24 protein-coding genes are annotated in these 18121 nt (G+C 61.0%); 8 read left to right on the forward strand and 16 right to left on the reverse strand.

Annotated elements, in window-relative coordinates:
* The first annotated feature begins 19 nt into the window (after positions 1-19).
* The 6 genes from fliS (at position 20) to NH8B_RS02415 (ending at position 3605) form a co-directional block, all read left to right on the forward strand.
* Positions 20-448, forward strand: a complete 429-nt coding sequence (fliS, locus tag NH8B_RS02390; protein ID WP_014085848.1) for a flagellar export chaperone FliS — start codon at positions 20-22, stop codon at positions 446-448.
* A 52-nt stretch (positions 449-500) separates the two neighbouring features.
* On the forward strand, positions 501-818 hold the full coding sequence (locus NH8B_RS02395) for a flagellar protein FliT (RefSeq protein WP_014085849.1): 318 nt from the start codon (positions 501-503) through the stop codon (positions 816-818).
* A 117-nt stretch (positions 819-935) separates the two neighbouring features.
* Positions 936-1259, forward strand: coding sequence for a DUF2802 domain-containing protein (locus NH8B_RS02400; protein WP_148282927.1), 324 nt, complete (start codon positions 936-938; stop codon positions 1257-1259).
* The gene (locus NH8B_RS02405) at positions 1256-2263 is read left to right on the forward strand and encodes a flagellar hook-length control protein FliK (protein ID WP_014085851.1); all 1008 of its coding nucleotides are present in this window, start codon (positions 1256-1258) and stop codon (positions 2261-2263) included. The genes NH8B_RS02400 and NH8B_RS02405 overlap by 4 nt, the downstream gene beginning before the upstream one ends.
* The gene (locus NH8B_RS02410; RefSeq protein ID WP_014085852.1) at positions 2244-2582 is read left to right on the forward strand and encodes an EscU/YscU/HrcU family type III secretion system export apparatus switch protein; all 339 of its coding nucleotides are present in this window, start codon (positions 2244-2246) and stop codon (positions 2580-2582) included. The genes NH8B_RS02405 and NH8B_RS02410 overlap by 20 nt, the downstream gene beginning before the upstream one ends.
* 156 nt (positions 2583-2738) lie before the next feature.
* Positions 2739-3605 (forward strand): NAD(P)-dependent oxidoreductase, encoded by an 867-nt coding sequence (locus NH8B_RS02415; protein WP_014085853.1) that lies wholly within the window; start codon positions 2739-2741, stop codon positions 3603-3605.
* 67 nt (positions 3606-3672) lie between these two features.
* Here the strand turns inward: NH8B_RS02415 and cyoE are convergent, their stop codons facing one another.
* Genes cyoE through cyoA form a run of 5 tightly spaced genes read right to left on the reverse strand, consistent with a single transcriptional unit; the run spans position 3673 to position 8541 of the window.
* On the reverse strand, positions 3673-4599 hold the full coding sequence (cyoE, locus tag NH8B_RS02420; RefSeq protein ID WP_014085854.1) for a heme o synthase: 927 nt from the start codon (positions 4597-4599) through the stop codon (positions 3673-3675).
* A gap of 11 nt (positions 4600-4610) precedes the next feature.
* Positions 4611-4934 carry a cytochrome o ubiquinol oxidase subunit IV gene (cyoD, locus tag NH8B_RS02425; protein ID WP_008955581.1) on the reverse strand — a complete coding sequence of 108 codons (324 nt, stop codon included), beginning with the start codon at positions 4932-4934 and terminating at the stop codon, positions 4611-4613.
* Positions 4934-5548: a cytochrome o ubiquinol oxidase subunit III gene (gene cyoC, locus NH8B_RS02430; RefSeq protein WP_014085855.1), complete on the reverse strand. Its 615-nt coding sequence runs from the start codon at positions 5546-5548 to the stop codon at positions 4934-4936. The genes cyoD and cyoC overlap by 1 nt, the downstream gene beginning before the upstream one ends.
* 6 nt (positions 5549-5554) lie before the next feature.
* Positions 5555-7600, reverse strand: a complete 2046-nt coding sequence (cyoB, locus tag NH8B_RS02435) for a cytochrome o ubiquinol oxidase subunit I (protein WP_008955579.1) — start codon at positions 7598-7600, stop codon at positions 5555-5557.
* Between the two features lie 8 nt (positions 7601-7608).
* Entirely contained in the window at positions 7609-8541 is a 933-nt protein-coding gene (cyoA, locus tag NH8B_RS02440) for a ubiquinol oxidase subunit II (RefSeq protein WP_014085856.1), read from the reverse strand.
* Between the two features lie 1102 nt (positions 8542-9643).
* On the opposite strand from cyoA, the gene NH8B_RS02445 reads away from it, so the two are divergent.
* Positions 9644-10087 (forward strand): hypothetical protein, encoded by a 444-nt coding sequence (locus tag NH8B_RS02445; RefSeq protein WP_148282928.1) that lies wholly within the window; start codon positions 9644-9646, stop codon positions 10085-10087.
* A 134-nt stretch (positions 10088-10221) separates the two neighbouring features.
* On the forward strand, positions 10222-10602 hold the full coding sequence (locus NH8B_RS21355; RefSeq protein ID WP_369751183.1) for a helix-turn-helix domain-containing protein: 381 nt from the start codon (positions 10222-10224) through the stop codon (positions 10600-10602).
* Between the two features lie 639 nt (positions 10603-11241).
* Here NH8B_RS21355 and NH8B_RS02450 read toward each other — a convergent pair.
* From NH8B_RS02450 to NH8B_RS20685, 11 genes are all read right to left on the reverse strand, one after another.
* Entirely contained in the window at positions 11242-11862 is a 621-nt protein-coding gene (locus NH8B_RS02450; protein WP_014085858.1) for a hypothetical protein, read from the reverse strand.
* Between the two features lie 76 nt (positions 11863-11938).
* Positions 11939-12466, reverse strand: coding sequence for a hypothetical protein (locus tag NH8B_RS02455; RefSeq protein ID WP_014085859.1), 528 nt, complete (start codon positions 12464-12466; stop codon positions 11939-11941).
* Complete coding sequence (locus NH8B_RS02460) at positions 12466-14013, reverse strand: DUF3631 domain-containing protein (RefSeq protein WP_014085860.1); 1548 nt, start codon at positions 14011-14013, stop codon at positions 12466-12468. The genes NH8B_RS02455 and NH8B_RS02460 overlap by 1 nt, the downstream gene beginning before the upstream one ends.
* Positions 14010-15041, reverse strand: a complete 1032-nt coding sequence (locus NH8B_RS02465) for a DUF7146 domain-containing protein (protein ID WP_051002137.1) — start codon at positions 15039-15041, stop codon at positions 14010-14012. The genes NH8B_RS02460 and NH8B_RS02465 overlap by 4 nt, the downstream gene beginning before the upstream one ends.
* A gap of 84 nt (positions 15042-15125) precedes the next feature.
* On the reverse strand, positions 15126-15425 hold the full coding sequence (locus NH8B_RS02470) for a hypothetical protein (RefSeq protein WP_014085862.1): 300 nt from the start codon (positions 15423-15425) through the stop codon (positions 15126-15128).
* A complete protein-coding gene (locus tag NH8B_RS02475) occupies positions 15416-15667 on the reverse strand; it encodes a hypothetical protein (protein WP_014085863.1) in 252 nt (83 codons plus the stop codon). The genes NH8B_RS02470 and NH8B_RS02475 overlap by 10 nt, the downstream gene beginning before the upstream one ends.
* Positions 15664-15849, reverse strand: a complete 186-nt coding sequence (locus tag NH8B_RS20680) for a hypothetical protein (protein WP_014085864.1) — start codon at positions 15847-15849, stop codon at positions 15664-15666. Before NH8B_RS20680 ends, NH8B_RS02475 begins: the two co-directional genes overlap by 4 nt.
* Entirely contained in the window at positions 15846-16442 is a 597-nt protein-coding gene (locus tag NH8B_RS21165; protein WP_014085865.1) for a hypothetical protein, read from the reverse strand. Before NH8B_RS21165 ends, NH8B_RS20680 begins: the two co-directional genes overlap by 4 nt.
* Complete coding sequence (locus NH8B_RS02485) at positions 16439-16783, reverse strand: helix-turn-helix domain-containing protein (protein WP_014085866.1); 345 nt, start codon at positions 16781-16783, stop codon at positions 16439-16441. The genes NH8B_RS21165 and NH8B_RS02485 overlap by 4 nt, the downstream gene beginning before the upstream one ends.
* 11 nt (positions 16784-16794) lie before the next feature.
* The gene (locus NH8B_RS02490; RefSeq protein ID WP_014085867.1) at positions 16795-17058 is read right to left on the reverse strand and encodes a helix-turn-helix transcriptional regulator; all 264 of its coding nucleotides are present in this window, start codon (positions 17056-17058) and stop codon (positions 16795-16797) included.
* Between the two features lie 136 nt (positions 17059-17194).
* A complete protein-coding gene (locus tag NH8B_RS20685) occupies positions 17195-17986 on the reverse strand; it encodes a hypothetical protein (RefSeq protein ID WP_148282929.1) in 792 nt (263 codons plus the stop codon).
* Between the last annotated feature and the right edge of the window lie 135 nt (positions 17987-18121).

The following is an 18121-nucleotide window of genomic DNA, read 5'->3' on the forward strand; positions in this document are numbered from 1 at the left end:
CTTGAGGGTATGGATAGAGATGCTCAACAAACATGCGCTCAGGCAGCTTAACCAGGCATATGAGAAAGATGCGTTGGTTGCCGCAGTCTACGGAGCAAGCCCCGTCGGTATTGTTGTCCTTTTGTATAAAGGGGCAGCAAACGCCATAGCTCAGGCTGGCAATGCCATCAACATGCAGGACTATGCTTCAAAAGCCCGTCTTATTTCCAAAGCCATCGATATTCTTGATGGTTTACGCGAAATGACAAATCTGGAAGAGGGGGGCGATGCTGCGCGAAACTTGAATGATTTATATCTTTATATGAAGGCTCGCTTGGCTCTGGCAGGGAAAAGCAATGACCAGGACATCCTGGCGGAGGTTCGTAGCTTGCTTGACACCCTCCTGCCTGCATGGGTTGAGCTGGATAAACGGGAATACTCGGGCGCTCCGGTTTCTGCCGTTGGCTGATATCAAGACAAGCGTATGCTGCGCATCACTCTGATGAAGGAGTGGGATCGGAATGGATGAGGACGTGGGATTGATCTCTCCGGTAATGAAGCTTGCCCATATCACGGAAGCAATGTTGGCAGCCGCCAGCAATGCCGAGTGGGAGCGATTTGCCGAACTCGATATCGAGCGAGATGCCCATTATCGTCAAGTCATCCTTGAGGTCGATGCGCCTGCGCTAGCAAACAGCCCTGAATTGCGAGAGGTACTCGATACCGTCGTAACCCAAAGCAGGGAGATAGAAAGCTTGCTGGTCGAGCGCTGTGCCGAGTTGCAGTACTCGCTGTCATTGACTAACCGGCAACAGAAGCTCCAGAAAATTTATCGTTAGGGCTCGGCAAGTTGGGCTTGGGCCACAGAGCACCCTGCTGTACTCTTAAGAGTAGCAAGATGTTATGAGTAGAGGCCTGACGTGTCTATTTGGACGATAGTATCCTTGGCGGTGTCTGTGGGTACCCTGATTGCTTTGGGGTACCTGTGGTGGCGCGCGAAACGCGATGGAGAGAGCAGCGCAAGGCTGACTGCTCTTCACCTCGATCACCTGCAGCAGCAACTCAGCATGCTGCAGCGTGACATGGAGCATCTGGCCAAGAGCAAATCCCTGCCCAGGCCGCAGAGCAAGGGGGAGGACTTGACCTCTACGCCTTACAATCAGGCTATCGAGCTTGTCAAACATGGCTTGTCGGCGGCGGAGGTGGCCGAGCGCTGTGGCATTTCCCGCAGTGAGGCCGAGCTGATCGTGTCCCTGTACCGCAATAATTCCACTTCATGATTTCCCCCCTTTCTGGCAAAGCACTCGGCGCCGCGGCGGTTTCCGGTGTCCGGCTGCTGGGCGAAGGCGGCCGGCTGCTGCTGGAAGCCTCGGTCCTGCCGGCCAAGGCGCCGTCCTTGAGTATTGGCGAACTGGTTTCGGCCCGGGTTGCTGAACGTCTGGACAATGGGCAGTTCGCCGCATTGATCAAGAATGCTTTGTTCACGTTGAATCTGCCCAAGGGCATGCAGCTCAACGGCGAGGCGCTCACGCTGCGAGTGGCCAGTTTGTCGCCAAAACTGACCTTCGCGCTGGTCGAGCAGGCTGCGGATAGTGAGGTGCCGAATGGTTCGGTCGATGTTTCGCTGAGCCCCGCCTCGCGTTATCTGACCGATCTGCTGCACAGCGCCAAGAGCGCGCCGACGCAGGCGGGACTGCAGCTGGATGCCTCGCGCCAGGATCCGGCGGATGTGGCCGCAGCACTGAAACAGGGGACCGACAAGAGCGGGCTGTTCTACGAGTCGCACGTCAAGGCTTGGGTCGATGGTCGTTTGTCGCTGGAGAGCCTCAAGGACGAGCCGCAAGCCAGGCTCGGGCAAAGCCTTGATTCGGCGCAGACGACTCCCTCTCCCCATGGCAAAGCGGCCTTGGCGGAGCTGGGTAACCTGGTGCAACGGCAACTCGACACCCTGGAGAACCACCAGCTTCAACTGCAGGGGTGGGCCTGGCCGGGGCAGCCGCTGCAGCTGAGCATTCAGCAGGACGAGACGCGAGAGCGAGAGGCGGGCGGTGCAGAAGCGGTAGCGGCCTGGTCTACCCGTCTGGCGCTGGAACTTCCGGTGCTCGGTGGCCTGTCTGCCCGTATCCGTATCGTTGGCGGGACGGTGCAGCTGTCTTTTAGCACCGAGGAGGCGGCCACGGAGCAGTTGATACGCGACCATGCGCGGCGGCTCGAGGAAGGCCTGGGGGCTGCCGGACTGAATCTTGCAACACTGTCGGTGAGCCATGACGAAGCCGCCAGCTGATCCGGCGCGCCGCTCTGCCATTGCCCTGAGCTACCAGGACGGTGCGCGTGCGCCAAAGGTGGTGGCCAAGGGCTACGGCGAGTTGGCCGAACGCATCATTGAACGAGCCCAGGAGGCCGGCGTATTCGTGCATGACTCGCCGGCGCTGGTGTCCTTGCTGATGCAGGTCGATCTGGATCAGCAAATTCCTCCGGAGCTGTACCGGGCGGTGGCCGAGGTGCTGGCCTTTGTCTATTTTCTGGAGCACCAGGCGGCGGGCCGTGATTTCGAGTTCGACGCGTGGCTGTCGCAGCGCCCATCCCCCCCGCCTGAAAACTGATACCCCGGCTGGCTTGAACGGTCGGCTTTCCGTATGCTTTCCCCTTGTGTGCAACTTGAGCCCGATGTGATCGACGGCAGGGCGCCATCGGCGTGTCATGCGCGGTCGTGACGCGTCAGCCGTTCAATCAACTGGGCTTCAGCCGGAGATGGATAGATGAAAGTAGGCTATATCGGACTGGGTATCATGGGCCGCCCTTGCGTGCTCAATCTGCTCAAGGCGGGACATCATGTCAGCGTGTGGGCGCGCCGGCGCGAATCGGCCGAGCCGCTGCTCGCTGCCGGTGCCTGCTGGTGCGACTCCCCGGCCGAACTGGCCGCCGGTGTCGAGCTGGTGGTGACCAATGTGTCCGACACTGCCGACGTGGAGGCGGTGCTGCTTGGTGACAACGGCGTGGCGCTGGGAGCCAAGCCGGGTCTGGTGTGCGCCGACATGAGCACGATTTCTCCAATAGGTGCGCGCAAGATCGCGGCCAGCCTGGCCGAAAAAGGCATCGACTTCCTCGATTGCCCGGTGTCGGGCGGTGAGGTCGGCGCCATCAACGGCACGCTGACCATCATGGTCGGTGGCAAGGCCGAGGCGCTGGAGAAGGCACGGCCGGCGCTGCAGGCGATGGGCAAGACCATCACCCATATTGGCGAGTCGGGAGCGGGGCAGGTAGCCAAGGCGTGCAACCAGATTGCCGTCGGCGTCGGTGTGGCGGCAGTGGCCGAGGTGATGAAGTTGGCCAAGGCGTGCGGCGTCGATCCGGCACCGGTGCGCGAGGCGTTGCTCGGCGGTTTCGCCCAGAGCCGGGTGCTGGATGTTCACGGCCAGCGCATGATCGACGACAACTACGCGCCGGGTTTCAAGGCCAAGCTGCACCTCAAGGACATGGGGATCGTGCTCGATACCGCCCGCGAGCTGGGCATCAAGTTGCCGGAAGCGGAGCGGGTGGCGGGCCTGATCGGCGAACTGGTCGAGAAGGGGGAGGGCGAGCTGGATTCGTCGGCCATCGCCCGGCTGATCTGGGAAAAGAACTGAGCCGGACGACGCGCTCGATACAAATGAACAGGGCCCCAAGCGGGGCCCTGTTTGTTTCGTAGGGGACTCAGGCGACCAGCTTGCTCAAGGCCGCCAGCACGCCGCTGCCGGGGGCAGGGGTGCAGCACAGCTCGGGAATCTGGAAATCCACCGCCATCATCACCGAGAGTGCGGTAATCGTGATGATGGAGAAGAAGAACACCTGACGCGCCCACGCCCGGTCATCGGTACTGCTCTTGTAGCCCGACAGCGCCATCTTGAGCCACCACAGGCTGGTGGCACAGGCCACAGCAAGGTAGCCATAGCCGGCGTAGCCGCCGAAGGCCAGCATCACCGTGGCGGCGGCGAAGGCCAGGATGTAGAGCACGATCTGCTGCTTGGCGGCCGAGATACCCTTCACCACCGGCAGCACCGGGATGTTGGCTGCCTCGTAGTCCTTGAAGCGGAAGATCGCAATCGCGTACGAGTGCGGCATCTGCCACAGGCAGAACATCAAGAGCAGGATGGCCGCGCCCATGTCGAACTGGCCGCTGACCGCGCAGTAGCCCGCCACCGGCGGCACCGCGCCGGACAGGCTGCCCACCAGCGTGCCGTAGACTGACTTGCGCTTCATGTACAGGCTATAAACGCCGACGTAGATCACGAAGCCGAACAGCGCGCAGGCAAAGGCCAGTGGGTTGGTCCAATGCCACAGCGTCCAAAACCCGGCGAGACCCAGCAGCATGCCGTGCATCAGGGCGGCCTTGAACGACATGGCGCCGGTGACCAGCACACGGTTCCGGGTGCGTGCCATCTTGCAGTCGATGTCGCGGTCGATGCAGTTGTTCAGGGAACAACCGGAGGCGACCACCAGCGACAGCCCGATCACCGTGGCCAGGAGCAGCCCCAGGTCGGCATGGCCTCGCGCGGCGAGCAGGAAACCGCCCGCCGTCGAGATCAGGTTGCCGAAGATGATGCCCGGCTTGGTGACCTGCAGGTAGCGCTTGAATTTCACGTCAGGCTCTCTCAGGGCATCATCAGCGCGTCGGCGCTGAAGATGATCCAGACCGACAGCCCCACCAGCAGCACGATCACCAGCGCGGTGAACAGGAAGGCGAGGGTGTTGACGCGGCCCTCGGTGGTGAAATCAAGGTGCAGGAAGTACTTCAGATGCACCAGGATTTGCACCACGGCGAAGCCGGCGATTGTCAGCAGCGTATCGTGCGGGTTCAGGTTGCCGTTCATCACCAGCCAGAACGGGATCACGGTCAGGATGACCGACAGCACGAAGCCCGTCAGGTAGGATTTGACGCTGCCGTGGCTGGCCGCGTGATCGTGAGCTTGGCTCATCAGATGGCCCCTTTCAGATAGACGACGGTAAAGACGCAGATCCACACGATGTCGAGGAAGTGCCAGAACATGCTCAGGCAGTTCAGGCGGGTCATGGCGCGGCCGGTCAGGCCGGTCTTGATCACTTCCAGCATCATCACCGCCATCCAGATCAGGCCGGCGGTCACGTGCAGACCGTGCATCCCGACCAAGGCGAAGAAGCCGGACAGGAAGGCACTCTTGTCCGGGCCGTGGCCCTCGGCGATCAGCGCGCCGAACTCGTGCAGTTCCATGCCAATGAACACGGCACCAAACAGGAAGGTGACGGCCAGCCAGCCCAGGAGGCCGGCCTTGCTGCCCTTGTGGCCGCTGATCATGGCAAAGCCATAGGTGATACTGGAGAACAGCAGGGCGAAGGTTTCCACGAGCACGTACTTGAGCTCGAAGATCTCCTTGCCGGCGACGCCGCCGTTGACGTTGCCGAACAGCACCGCGTAGGCAGCGAAGGCGCTGGCAAACAGGATGCAGTCGGTCATCAGGTAGAGCCAGAAGCCCAGCTGGGTGCTGGCGCCGCTGTCGTGATGCTCATGGTCGTGAGCGTGCGTATCGGGTAGTGCGGTTGCGTGCGAAGTCATGGCTGTTTACACCTGCTCCAGAGTTTTTGCCGGGCGCGGACGGGCCGTGCCTTGGTCGCGTTCGTCGTAGCGGTCGAAGTCGATACCCATCTTCTCGAAGCGTTCGCGTTCGATCGCTTCGATCTCGTCCGGCTGGACGTAGTAGTCGATATCGTTGTCGTAGGCACGTGCCAGCATGCTGCCGATGATGCCGATCAGACCCACGATGGCGAGCCACCAGATGTGCCAGATCAGGGCAAAACCGCACACCAGGGTGAAGCCCCCGATGTAGACGCCGGCCGCGGTGTTCTTCGGCATGTGGATCGGTGCGTACTGCTGCGGTACCTGGTAGGCCACGCCTTTTTCCTTCATGTCGGTGAAGGCGTCGATGTCATGCACCTGCGGCAGCTTGGCGAAGTTGTAGAACGGCGGCGGCGAGGAGGTGGACCACTCCAGGGTGTGGGCATTCCACGGGTCGCCGGTCACGTCGGCCAGCTGCTTGCGGTTGCGCAGGCTGACCACGATCTGCAGCAGCTGGCAGCCGATGCCCAGCGCGATCAGGACCGCGCCGATGCAGGCGGCGTACAGCCACGGGGTCCACAGCGGGTTGTCGGTGTGGTTGAGGCGACGGGTCATGCCCATGAAGCCCAGGATGTAGAGCGGCACGAAGGCGAAGTAGAAGCCGGTCTGCCAGAACCAGAACGCCGCTTTGCCCAGGCGCTCGTCCAGCTTGAAGCCGAAGGCTTTCGGGAACCAGAACACGAAGCCAGCCAGGTAGCCGAATACCGCGCCACCGATGATGGTGTTGTGGAAGTGGGCGATCAGGAACAGGCTGTTGTGCAGCACGAAGTCGGCGCCCGGCACCGCCATCAGCACGCCGGTCATGCCGCCGATGGAGAAGGTGACCATGAAGCCCAGGGTCCACAGTACCGGCGAGGTGAAGCGCAGGCGGCCGCGGTAGATGGTGAACAGCCAGTTGAACAGCTTCACGCCGGTCGGCACCGAAATCACCATGGTGGCGATGCCGAAGAAGGCGTTGACGTTGGCGCCGGAGCCCATGGTGAAGAAGTGGTGCAGCCAGACCATGAAGCCCAGCACCGAAATCACGCCGGAGGCGATGATCATCGAGGTGTGGCCGAACAGGCGCTTGCCGGCAAAGGTGGAGACCACTTCCGAGAAGATGCCGAAGGCCGGCAGGACCAGGATGTATACCTCCGGATGACCCCAGGCCCAGAACAGGTTGAGGTACATCATCGGGTTGCCGCCGGCTTCACTGGTGAAGAAGTGGAAGTCCAGGTAGCGGTCCAGCGTCAGCATGGCGAGCGCGCCGGTCAGGATCGGGAACGAGGTCACGATCAGCACGTTGGCCCAGGTGCAGGTCCAGGTGAAGATCGGCATCTGCATCAGCTTCATGCCCGGGGTGCGCATCTTGAGGATGGTCACCAGGAAGTTGATCGCTGTCAGTGTCGTTCCGATCCCGGATATCTGCAGGGCCCAGATGTAGTAATCCACCCCCACGCCCGGGCTGTAGGCCAGCTCGGACAGCGGCGGGTAGGCCACCCAGCCGGTACGGGCGAATTCACCCACTCCGAGCGAGAGGTTCACTAGTGCCGCAGCCGCCACCAGCAGCCAGAAGCTCAGCGAGTTCAGGAACGGGAAGGCGACGTCGCGGGCGCCGATCTGCAGCGGCACCACGATGTTCATCAGGCCGGTCATGAACGGCATGGCCATGAAGATGATCATGATCACGCCGTGGGCGGTGAAGATCTGGTCGTAGTGTTCGGGCGGAAAGATGCCGAGGTGGCCATTGGTGGCCATGGCGAGCTGGGTCCGCATCATGGCGGCATCGGCGAAGCCGCGCAGCAACATCACCAGCGCGACGATGATGTACATCACGCCGATTTTTTTGTGGTCGACCGAAGTCAGCCATTCTTTCCAGAGGTAGCCCCACTTGCCGAACTTGGTGATGGCGGCAATGACCGCGAGCCCCATCAGGCCGGCGCCCGAGAGCGCTCCCATGATGATGGGCTCGTGGAACGGTATGGCGTCCAGCGTCAGTTTACCTAACAACATTTCTGTATTTACTCCTTAACGACCGGCGTCTTGCACAGGCTCTTGGTGAGCGCGGCAAGCTGGATGGGGCTGAGTCCGGCTTCCATGGCGGTCTGATGGCCGGCCATGTACTTGTTCAGTACGCCGTAGAACAGGCCCGGGGTGACGGACGAGAAATGCTGTACCGGGTTGTTTTCACTCGGATTCAGCAGTTGTGCGTAACTGGTGGGGTCCAGTGGTTTGCCGCTGCGGACCTGCTTCACCCAGGCGTCGAATTCGGCCGGGGAGGCGGTGGCGATGGCCTTGAACTTCATGCCCGAGAAACCGGCGCCGCTGTAGTTGGCGGACATGCCGTCGTAGCTGCCCGGTTCGTTGGCGATCAGGTGCAGCTTGGTCTGCATGCCGGCCATGGAGTAGATCTGGCCGCCCAGCTGGGGGATGAAGAAGGAGTTCATCGCGGCATCGGAGGTGATCTTGAAGTTCACCGGGGTGTTGGCCGGGAAGGCCAACTGGTTGACGCTGGCAATGTTCAGTTCGGGGTAGATGAACAGCCATTTCCAGTCGAGCGACACGACCTGGATGGTGATCGGCTTCTTGTCCGAGTCGAGCGGGCGGTACGGGTCGAGCTTGTGGGTGCTGTTCCAGGTGATGACGGCGAGGAAGGAGACGATGATGATCGGGATGATCCAGACCACGGCCTCGATCTTGCCGGAGTGAGACCATTTCGGGTCGTAGGTGGCGCTCTTGTTGCTGGCGCGATACTTCCAGGCGAAACCAAGCGTCATCAAAATCACCGGGACGACCACCAGCAGCATCAGCACGGTGGCCGTGATGATCAGCGATTTCTCGTCTGCGGCGATCTGGCCTTTCGGGTCAAGAATACCTCCCTGACAGCCGGAGAGCAGGGCGGCGGCGGCCAGCGGAAGCCCTCGTAAAATGCGTGGGTGTTTACTGTTTATCATCCTACGACCTTAGTGAATTGAAAGTGGCTTGTAGTCATTCCCTTCCAGGCCGACGCGACAGCACGCGCTGCCTTGTCGATCTGGCCGGGTAGAAAACGCGCACTCCGCCCAAGGCGGAATGACTTGGCCAAACGCCGCAGTCCCGGTCAAAACGGCACGCCGCGACGTAGCCGGCAACGGCTATTCCAACTTCGCGATGGCCCCGGTGATCACTTGATAAGAACGATTTGGCGATCGTTCAGATAGATGGCGTGACAGCAGAAATTCACTGTTCGACTTGCACGGGCTCGAGCCTGGAAGCGGGCGGAAAGACCTCTTGCGAGGTGGGTAGCCGCGCTCCTGGCGAGCCGTTGACGACACGGCGATGCTTGTCGATTACTTCGCTTTAGATAAGGAAAAGCGAATGGAATGGGGTGGTCATTCCATCCTTAGGATCTGAACTGGACGGGGCGTATTGAAAGCCATTTTTGATGCTTGTTCAATAGCGCAGGCGCGGCGCTGGAGGCCGGAATAGCCCGGTTCGGATGGTGATGATGCGCGTCCCGTTTTGATGCGTTGCCGCAAGCGCCAGATATATTAGGGTTCTATGAATTTCGCATGTGTCCGAAACGAGGTATGGCCTTGTTACAAACTGTTACAAAATTCTGATGAAATAATCGCCAACGGGGCTAGACAGGGAGAGACCCTGGAAATGACTCGCCGTCGCAATAACTGCTGTCCAGTGCAGATGGGCGGGAGAGGAGGCGGGCCCTGTCGTCTTCAGAGCCGTTCGCAGGCAGGATGTTCCACTCTATCGGGCCGGGCGCCCTTGATTTGGATCAATAGTTGCTGGAAATGGCAGTGCCGTGGCCACGCCGGCATGAAAAAAGCCCCGACGGGCGGGGCTTTCCGAGACGTTGGCCGAAGCGGCGCGATGGCTTGGATCTGTTTACTGAGTAGATGGCTCAAAGCCCTTTCAGTAAAGGATGTTGCTACTCGCGTTTTTCTTATGGGTACACCCATGGGTACACGTTTTTGATGAGTGCTCAGGGGCTTGGCCCTTTTTCGAGTGTCAGGTTTTGTCAGTTTTCCCTGGAGCCTACCCTGCTGAGGGGCTGAGAAGATGCAAAGAGCCAAAGGAAGTAGAAAAGGACCTAGGACGTCACTTCATCAGCGTGAAGGGGCGATCAACCGCTGGGCCGTCACCGCATACGTTAATGCTGAGGTTGTACATAGGCAAATTTACTTTGAAATGGAGGGGGAGCTGACGGAGCCCTTCGCTGCTACATCCACGTTTTCAATATTGGCCTTCGAAGATCAGAGTGTGACGGCATCGGCCTGTAGCGCAGGTAATGTTGGTAGCTTCTTAGACATTAAGCCGAAGCTGCATGGGGTGGTGCCTTTGTCGCGCGAAGAGTTCAGCCTTCTGATGCTATTGGCTACAAGCGGCAATCTGAAAGGATGTAGCTTTAGCTTTCGTGCGGCATCCAGACGGAAGGCAGAGATCGTTTCTTTCTCTTTTGGCAGTGAGTTGCCAAGCGTTTCCGATGAGGCCAGCGAGGTCTAGATTATTTATATTTGGCAGTAGGGTACGCGACCTCTCCGACGTTAGAAGAGTCATGCAGCCCGGCTATGCCCTCCGACGTAGTGCCGGCCTCTCGTGCGTATTTTCCTTTCAGAGACTGCTATGTGTACCAATTGATGAAATGGTCAATTGTTGCCGGTGGAGGTTACCAAGTGGACGATGAGATCTTCACACTAAAAGAGGCCAGTGCATTTATGCGGCTGGGTGAGCGCACCCTGCGTGACTGGGTCGCAGATGGACGTCTGAGAGCCACCAAGAGCGCCAAGAAAGGTGGCAAATTCTTGATCCTCAAGTCCGATTGCATTGCCGCCGTTCGGGCCATGCAATCGAATGACCCAAGGCTTGTACGAGATGGGCACACAGATGACCAATCTGCGTGGCCATCAAGCTCAGAGGTAGCGCCTGGCACGGTGACTTCGTTGCGCCGAACGGCAAGCGAATTAGATGCAGCCTTGGCGTATCGGACAAAAAACAGGCAGAGAAACGTCAGTGATTAAATGCCATCTTGGTTCTTTGTCGCTGGATTTGTCCCTGCCTCTTTCTGCCCTCTTGGACTGTCCTTTCCTTGGGTAATTTCGCTGATTCTGATGTGTGATCTCAAGGGGGGTACGTCCACCATGTATTAAGCGTTCTGGGGAGGGGTGCGTTACACCTGTCGCCCGAGGGCTTCCATGGGGGAGTTTTCGGAAACAGGCATAGGGGTGTTAACCGCGCTGTTAACCGTGCCCTGTTAACACGCTCATCCGTGGTGACCACACTGGTAACCAAGCCCTTGGTAGCCGCCGTTTCCGTGCGAACCTGGCTGCGAACCAGTGCCATGCGGGTGCGTGATTCGGTCAGATTCCCATGTCCCAAAGTGAGGGTCTCGGCCATGTTCCTTTTTTGGGTGGCAGCCTGCTACCTGGGGTGCGACCTGCTACCCGTAACCAGCAGCCATACAGCAAAAACCCGCCTCTTGGGCGGGCCGGTCGAACGGATCTGAGCTACTAGGGAAAACTTGGGTCAAAAAGCCGCCTCTCGGGCGGGTCGGATTTCGTCATTTTTCGTCGGCTGCCCCCTAAGCTTCTTTCCTCGGGCGGGTCGGCACCTTTGATAAACGTTGATTGTTTTTCAAACGAGATGCCAGCCGCAGGCATCTACTTGCCTCTACAGTTGACGGATGCCAGCCAGTCGCCCCCTCCTTGCTGACGTGCTATCCGCTCATAAGCCCGGTCAAGACGGGCGTCCATAGCGCCGATCACAGACAGTACGAGTTGGTCATGCTCGGCTTTCAGCCGGTAGTACGTCCGCCAGTGCATCCCCTTGGGTTTCCAGCCGTCGCCGTTGAGAAAGCCCGGCTCCCAGCCAAGGCGGTCGCGAATAGCGTCCAGGCGGCGCGCCTCGCGGTCGTGCTTGCTCTCGCGCTGTACCCGGTAGGCCATGCCAAAGCAGCGCCGGCAGGCTACTTGCCGCCCGATGTAGAGCAAGGCCGCCCGCTTGTCGCAGTACGGGCAGGCGAACCATAGCCGTTGTCCGCCGTAGGTGCAGGGTGTGGCCAGCAGCCGCACACGCTGGTGTACCTGCTGCCGCTCCTCCCCACTGCCGATGCGGTAGTCAAACGTCACCGCGTTGTCATGGATGGTCAGGCGGATGGATGCCACTACCGCCGCCTCGCTCCGCCATTCCCAGCCAAACGAGTGCCCCGGCACCAGCAGGCCGTCACGCGCCAGACGGCGCACGTCCACATGGCGTAGGTCATCGGTCAGTGTCTTGGCCATACGAAATCATCAGGGAAATTGAATGGAAACCCCCTGGCGGGGTGCGTCTGCATTGCATGTGAGGTAGCGGTGCCACTCATTGGCCTAGCTCCTCCAGGTGGTCGGGATGCACGCCGCGCAGATCGCCCTCGATCCACACCAGCCGATAGCCCTTCTCGACGTTCTTCTGTGCCGCCCATTCGCCCAGCCCATCCCATACGTCGGCAGGCAGGCCGGCAGCCTTGGCGGCGAACAGCGACGGGAACACGTGCACCAGCTCGCCGGCACCGATCAGGAACGGGCCGCGCCCTGGCTGGTGAAACAGTAGCGGCGCGGTGGTGCGGTGGGTGGGGGACAGGCTACGGTCGAGCAGCGGTTGCTTCAGCGCGGCGGCGGTGGCCACGGCGGCCGTCATGTCGGCCACCGGGCGCGGTCCAACCCGCTGGTGTTGCTGTTTCAGGTAGGCCAGCAGGGCGGGCTTGTTGGCCTTGATCTGTTCGCGGTGTCGGTCGATCCCTGCCGGGTTGCCGCTGGCCTTGATGGTGTCGCCGTCCATCAGGGTGAGCGCGACACCAGCGGCGGCCAGTTCACGCAACAGGGTGGCGGCGGTCAGGGTGATGTCCATCAGAATAGCTCCTCGGGCGATTCGGCGGCGGCGTAGTCGGACAGCCATTCATCGTCCGATTGGGCCGAAGTGGGGTTTCTATCCTCTACCACTCTATTTTCCTTGTCTGGCAAGGGCTCCAGGGTAGAGTGTCTCGTTCCGTATGCTCTACCCTCTACCGCTCCCTCTACCCTGAAAGTCCCGCCGTTATTGGCTGGTAGAGTGGTAGAGGATGGAGTGGCGGTTTCGGCCAGGTAGCGGGCGAAGGCGTCGGCGAAGTCCTCCAGCCGGTAGCCGTTGCGGTTCTCCAGATGCACCTTGATTTGCCGCGCCTTGATGCCGTAACCCTTTAGCCGATTAGCCAATTGCTTGAGCGTCATCGGTCGGCCACGATTGTAGGTGGCCCAGCTCTTTTCCTCGTCGCCAATCAGGGCGTTCAACAGATCGGCGGAGAACAGCCGTGCCACACCTCGCACCTCGAACACCTCCTTGATGTCGCCCAGCAATTCCTGATCGACGCTCGGGGCTTCCTCCACGCCCGATAGCGTCAGCGCGGCATGGCGAGCCGTCGCCGGCCAATGCCCCCCGGCCAGGTCGGCAATGGACAGCAGCGGCTCCCAGTTGTCGGCGTTGCGGTTCTGTAGCGCCTCGGGCATGGCGGGAATGTGGCGTGCCATCCTGCTGGCGTTGTCGCTGGCCCAGCGCATCACCTGGCGGCGCAGGGTGGCAAACAGTTCGTCAGCGTCCGCCGAGCGCAGCCGGGCGGTGCTCTCATGCGGCAGCTTGCGGCGCAGGCGTAGCGGAATGGCCCGGCTCTCGATGGTGCCGGCCCGCTTGCCGATGCCGGCCATCGCCTTGGCGCTCCAGGTGGTAAACATGCGCGGCTCGTGGTCGTCGCCCACCACGCGAACCACGAAGGCGGTTTCGCGGGTGTGGCCGGAGTTGATGAGGCCGCGTAGCTCCTCGTTGTCGTCGGCAAAGGCGTCGGCCTCGTCGATGAACAAGGTCGGCTGCCACTGCTCGACGGCGCGGAACAGGGCGGCGGGGGTGATGTTCGAGGCCATCAGCGGGCGCTTGGCGAGCTTGGCCAGTGTGGACAGCATTACCGACTTGCCGCAGTTGCGTTCCGGCGCGGTGATGTTGGCAATCGGTGCCACGTTTACCACGTCGATGAGCCAGGTCATGCAGGCCCACAAGGCGGCGGCCTGGGCGGTTTCCGGCTGGCAGATCACATAGCAGCGCACGGCGGCGGTCAGATCGTCCAGCAGCATGGAGCCGTCCAGTGTTTCCGGCCACGGCTCGATGTCCTCGAACAACATTCCCCGCCCGGCGGCGTCCTCGTCGTTGGCGGCCTGGCTGCGCTTGCGCTGTTCGTCCACCACGCGCTTGAGGCCGGACAGATCCAGCCCCAGCCGTTCGGCGGCGGCCTTCTTGGTGCGCTCGTAGGCCAGCACCGACAGCCCGGCCAGGCGTTCTATCAGCTCGTCCTCGGTTTCGAGTTGCAGGGGGTCTACCGGTGCGGCGTCACCGGCCTGGCTCAGTCGGTCAAAGTCGTGGGCGGCGCTCATGCGGCCTCCTGTTCTCGGGATTGGTACACGTCCAGCCAGTCGGTGCCGGGCGTGGTGGGGATGTGGACGCGCACGCGGCGGCCTTCTTCGGCCAACCTTTGAGCCAGGCGCTGGGCCGCACGCTGGCCAGTGCCGCTCACGTCGTGGTCGCCCATGATGTGCGTGTCGCTGACGGACTCGGGCAGTTGGGCGTGTTCCAGCCCCCATGCCGATACGCACGGCCATACCGGTAGGCCGGAACCCAGCCACACGGCCAAGCCGGTTTCGATGCCCTCGCACACGGCCAGCTCGCCATTGCGCGGCGGGTAGAGCTGGATCGCTGCGCTGTTCATCGCGCCGTCGAAGGCAGTGAGCAGCTTCTTGGCGTCCAGAGTCTCGCCGGTCCCCGGATGGATGGGACGGGCTTTCTGGCCCTCCGGCGTCAAGTAGGTGCGATGCAGGCCCACCAGTTCACACGCTGGGGAGGTGACGGCGGCGAGCATGACGGGGTAGGTGCCAAGCCGCACTGTCTGGCCGTCCACCTCGCACCAGTAGGGCAAGGCGGGGTGGTGGCGCAGTGCGTCGGGGTAACTTCCCAATACCAGCCCGCGCCCGGTCAGGTAGCGGTCTACCGGGTCGCCGTGCTGGATCGGCTGGGCCTGGCCCCACAGGAGGCGCAGCTTGGTGCTGTCGTCGCGGGGTGCTGCTGTCTTGGCGGGTGCCGGTGCGGCAGGGGGCGGCAACGGCTGGCCAATGCCCTCGGCCATGCCCAGCACGCCGGCAACGGCCTGTAGCGCAGTTTTGAAGTCGGCATTGAGCCAGTGCATTGCCAGGGTGAAGCCGTCGCCCCCTTGGCCCTCCAGGGCGCGGCAGACGAAACGGCCCTGGCCCTTGTCGATGAACTGGAAACGGTCGGTGCCACCGCACGCCGGGCAGGGTTGGTTGCTCTTCTTGCTCAGCACCTCGGCGGGGATGCCGAGCGCGGCGAGGAGGTCAGGCCAGCGCCTGAAGGTGGCGCGGCGCACGGCTTGAAGGTCTATTCGTGACATTTGCATGTTCTCCGAACGTGCCGCTCCCGTTAGCCCATTCTCGGCCTTGGGGAGCGGCCTTAGATTCACATTTGTCGGTGGGGGTCAGCGGTCGAGGCGCTGGATCAGGTCGTGGGTTCTGTCGGTGATGGCGTCGTACAGATCCACCAACCGCCCAACGCTCGCGTCTGACAGGCCGGCACCATCTACAGTGTCAGGCCAGGCTGCAGCGATGCACTCGGAGAACACGCCCACGAAGCCGTCCAGAAAGGCGATGGCGGCCTGTTGGCTGTCCATGCTGGTGTCGTGGGCATCCAGGTGCCAGCGCAGGGAGTACAGCGCCCGGATGGCGGACAGTTGGCCGTCTCGCTCGGCCATGTGCAGGGCGTTTGGGGTCAGAGACATGGCATGGCCTCCTGGCCGTGGCTGGCCAGTGTGCACGGCTCGCGGTCGTCGTTAAAGGCCACGACGCGGATCAGCTTTAGGGGCTGCCGTGTCCGCGCCATCAGCTCTTGCAGCTCTTGGCGGGCGTCATCCAGCAACGTGTGCTCGATCCCGGTGACGTGGGCATTGATCAAGGTCTGCTCCTCGCCTTTCCGGATGAAAGTTTGAGGCTCGGCGTGGACGACGAAATAGGACGTGCTCATGCGGCCACCTCCAGTCCACGGCGTTTTGCTTCCGCTTCAATCAGGGAAAACAGTAGCTCGGCGGCCTCGCGCCATTCTGGGTTCTCCGCCAGCTTCACGAACTGGTCAACATGGCCTTCATCGAAGGTGCGGACCATGAACAAGGCGCGGGCGGTCGTGTTGGATCTGTGCGGAGTATTCATGCCTTCACCTCCGACACGGCAAAGCCTTGGGCATCGGACTGGATGCAGGCGCGGCGGCCTTGCGACACCAGCCGCGATGCCAGGGTGCGGGCTTCGGCCAACGTAGGCAGAGTGGTGACTGGTACGGCGAAAACAGGGAACAGAGCGCGGGAAATGCGCGTGGAGATGCTAGGCATGGTGGCCTCCAAGTTGAGCGTTAAGCCCGCTCCCCGTCGCCAAACGGGGGTGGCAGGCACGTGGCAGGGTTGGCGAACCGGCAACTTGGCACCGGCAGGCCCGAAGGCCTCCCCACCACGGCCCGCCATAGAAATGGACGCACCAGTGGTGTTGCAGACGGACGTAAAAATAGCCGCTAGGCGGCTGTCCGCCAAGTTGTTCGGGTCGCCAAACCCGGTGCCGCTATTGAACGGCACGGGCAGATTGTCGGGCAGCGGGGTGGAATGGTCAAGTCGCGTCATGAGGTGGCCGATATGACTAGCGAAACTGGAAACCGTAGCCAATACTGAAAGCGGTTGTTTCCTCCTCTCCTGTGTGGACTTGCTGCCGCTCCCGGTTTTGTCGGTGAGCGGTTTTTGTTTGTGCGTGTGCATCATGCAGCATCCCCCTCGTCGCTCAGAAAGCCAGGGCGCGGCCATGCAGGCGTGCGCAGCGTGTAGCGGGCGACTCGGCGGCGTACACGGCCTTTGTAGGTGATTTCCGGCTCAATCATGGTGACGATGTTGAAGCCCTGTCCGATCAACTCAAATACTCGCGCGGCAGACTCGGTGATGCCGTATTCCATCTTCAATTCGACGTTGTATGCGGGACGTTCACGAAGGATGGCGAGCACCTCGGCGCATTGGCCGCTGACGGCGGGCGGCGTGGCGGTACGATGATGCGGCTGTGTGTTGGCGCTCGTTTCCGCTTTGGTGGGGCGGGCGTTTTTCTTTTTCATCGCTCGCCCCCTTATGCCGCTTGGCCCTGTTCGTCCAGCCACTGGCGGATGTCCTCCGCGCGCCATGCGGTTACGCGCTCGGACAGCCGCAAAGGGGCTGGGAAGGTCTGATTTTTTACCCTACGCCACAGTGTCGAGTCGCTAAAGGGGATGATCGGGCGCAGGTCGGACAGGCGCACAAAGCCGGTTATGGGAAGTGCGCCGTAGGTGGCAAGAATGCCGGCTTGAGCCGGGGCGGTATGGATGGTTTTTGCGGTGTTGGCTTGATGGGCCATGCTGTGTCACCTCGGGCAGAGTCGTTGCGGTGACTGCATGGTGTGCAAATGGCATGAAATAAAAAACGGAATGGGGTTTTCTCAAAAGGGTGTCACTCTTTGGAAAGCCCCGCTGGGCGAGGCATTGAGGGTGTCACTATTCTTCAGGTCTACGTCCTGTGCCGGCCCATCCAGGACGAATGATGGACGCGGCTTTCTGGGCAAGGGTGGCGCTGTAGCTATGGTGCTCTATCAGCCACTTTTCAACAGTGATGTTGTCTGGCTGAGTAGTGCGGTCGTCCGGGGTGGCATTGGCCCAAAATTTTGTGAATGCCTGATTTAGCGCCACAAGCTTATCTGACCTGCTGCGATGGGAAATGGTATCTCTGTTGGCCTTCTCGATCTCAATCGAGGTCTGTTGGCCGTGCCCAGATTTTGCCCCTGTCTTAAATCTATGTAGCTCGTAGGAAACCACCATTAATCCGGTTGCATCTACTGTGATGTTCGTGGTGTCATGGCCTTCATAGTCCCTAGAGACAATAAAACTCCATCGGCTGGCTTCTCGTGGGTCGTCGCTACCTCCCGGTACATGCCACCCCGCGTGGATTCGTTCAGGCAACCTTCCCCACATTTCATAACCAGCAGGAAATGACTTAGCTAATACGCTGCCTAGTAAGTCTATTTTCCGAATGTCATTAATATTCAAGACAAGCAAAACAGGTTCAACGAATGGAGGGTCTGTCTCCCCTGTTGACGAGTTTATTCCCACCACGTTTAACCCGGATGGTGTCGGTGTTACCAGCTCTATCCTGGCGGTCGCTCCATAGTGGACTAGATCGCATACTTTGCAGCCCATCACTTCTGCTGCTTCGTCTAGTCGATAATAAGCCTTTGGTGGAAGGCTGCTATCCCGCAGCTTGGGTAGTTCTTTTTGTTTTATGAGGCTCACTGCGCCCCCTAAGCGCAAACCCTGTATGGATTGCCGCGCCAGCCGGGCAGGGTGTCCCGGTTTTCCTCCCGTCGGAGTAGGCGCGGCAAAGCTGGTGTTTCGGCAGTCGGTAGAGCATCTGAAACTCTACCTCTA

Origin of the sequence: Pseudogulbenkiania sp. NH8B, assembly GCF_000283535.1 — a bacterium.
GTDB classification, from domain to species: Bacteria; Pseudomonadota; Gammaproteobacteria; order Burkholderiales; family Chromobacteriaceae; genus Pseudogulbenkiania; species Pseudogulbenkiania ferrooxidans.

Coding starts and splice junctions, on each gene's coding strand:
- fliS (WP_014085848.1), top strand. CDS start 20: ATGCTCAACAAACATGCGCTCAGGCAGCTTAACCAGGCATATGAGAAA.
- NH8B_RS02395 (WP_014085849.1), top strand. CDS start 501: ATGGATGAGGACGTGGGATTGATCTCTCCGGTAATGAAGCTTGCCCAT.
- NH8B_RS02405 (WP_014085851.1), top strand. CDS start 1,256: ATGATTTCCCCCCTTTCTGGCAAAGCACTCGGCGCCGCGGCGGTTTCC.
- NH8B_RS02410 (WP_014085852.1), top strand. CDS start 2,244: ATGACGAAGCCGCCAGCTGATCCGGCGCGCCGCTCTGCCATTGCCCTG.
- NH8B_RS02415 (WP_014085853.1), top strand. CDS start 2,739: ATGAAAGTAGGCTATATCGGACTGGGTATCATGGGCCGCCCTTGCGTG.
- cyoD (WP_008955581.1), bottom strand. CDS start 4,934: ATGAGCCAAGCTCACGATCACGCGGCCAGCCACGGCAGCGTCAAATCC.
- cyoC (WP_014085855.1), bottom strand. CDS start 5,548: ATGACTTCGCACGCAACCGCACTACCCGATACGCACGCTCACGACCAT.
- cyoB (WP_008955579.1), bottom strand. CDS start 7,600: ATGTTGTTAGGTAAACTGACGCTGGACGCCATACCGTTCCACGAGCCC.
- cyoA (WP_014085856.1), bottom strand. CDS start 8,541: ATGATAAACAGTAAACACCCACGCATTTTACGAGGGCTTCCGCTGGCC.
- NH8B_RS02445 (WP_148282928.1), top strand. CDS start 9,644: ATGCAAAGAGCCAAAGGAAGTAGAAAAGGACCTAGGACGTCACTTCAT.
- NH8B_RS21355 (WP_369751183.1), top strand. CDS start 10,222: ATGAAATGGTCAATTGTTGCCGGTGGAGGTTACCAAGTGGACGATGAG.
- NH8B_RS02450 (WP_014085858.1), bottom strand. CDS start 11,862: ATGGCCAAGACACTGACCGATGACCTACGCCATGTGGACGTGCGCCGT.
- NH8B_RS02455 (WP_014085859.1), bottom strand. CDS start 12,466: ATGGACATCACCCTGACCGCCGCCACCCTGTTGCGTGAACTGGCCGCC.
- NH8B_RS02460 (WP_014085860.1), bottom strand. CDS start 14,013: ATGAGCGCCGCCCACGACTTTGACCGACTGAGCCAGGCCGGTGACGCC.
- NH8B_RS02465 (WP_051002137.1), bottom strand. CDS start 15,041: ATGTCACGAATAGACCTTCAAGCCGTGCGCCGCGCCACCTTCAGGCGC.
- NH8B_RS02470 (WP_014085862.1), bottom strand. CDS start 15,425: ATGTCTCTGACCCCAAACGCCCTGCACATGGCCGAGCGAGACGGCCAA.
- NH8B_RS02475 (WP_014085863.1), bottom strand. CDS start 15,667: ATGAGCACGTCCTATTTCGTCGTCCACGCCGAGCCTCAAACTTTCATC.
- NH8B_RS20680 (WP_014085864.1), bottom strand. CDS start 15,849: ATGAATACTCCGCACAGATCCAACACGACCGCCCGCGCCTTGTTCATG.
- NH8B_RS21165 (WP_014085865.1), bottom strand. CDS start 16,442: ATGATGCACACGCACAAACAAAAACCGCTCACCGACAAAACCGGGAGC.
- NH8B_RS02485 (WP_014085866.1), bottom strand. CDS start 16,783: ATGAAAAAGAAAAACGCCCGCCCCACCAAAGCGGAAACGAGCGCCAAC.
- NH8B_RS02490 (WP_014085867.1), bottom strand. CDS start 17,058: ATGGCCCATCAAGCCAACACCGCAAAAACCATCCATACCGCCCCGGCT.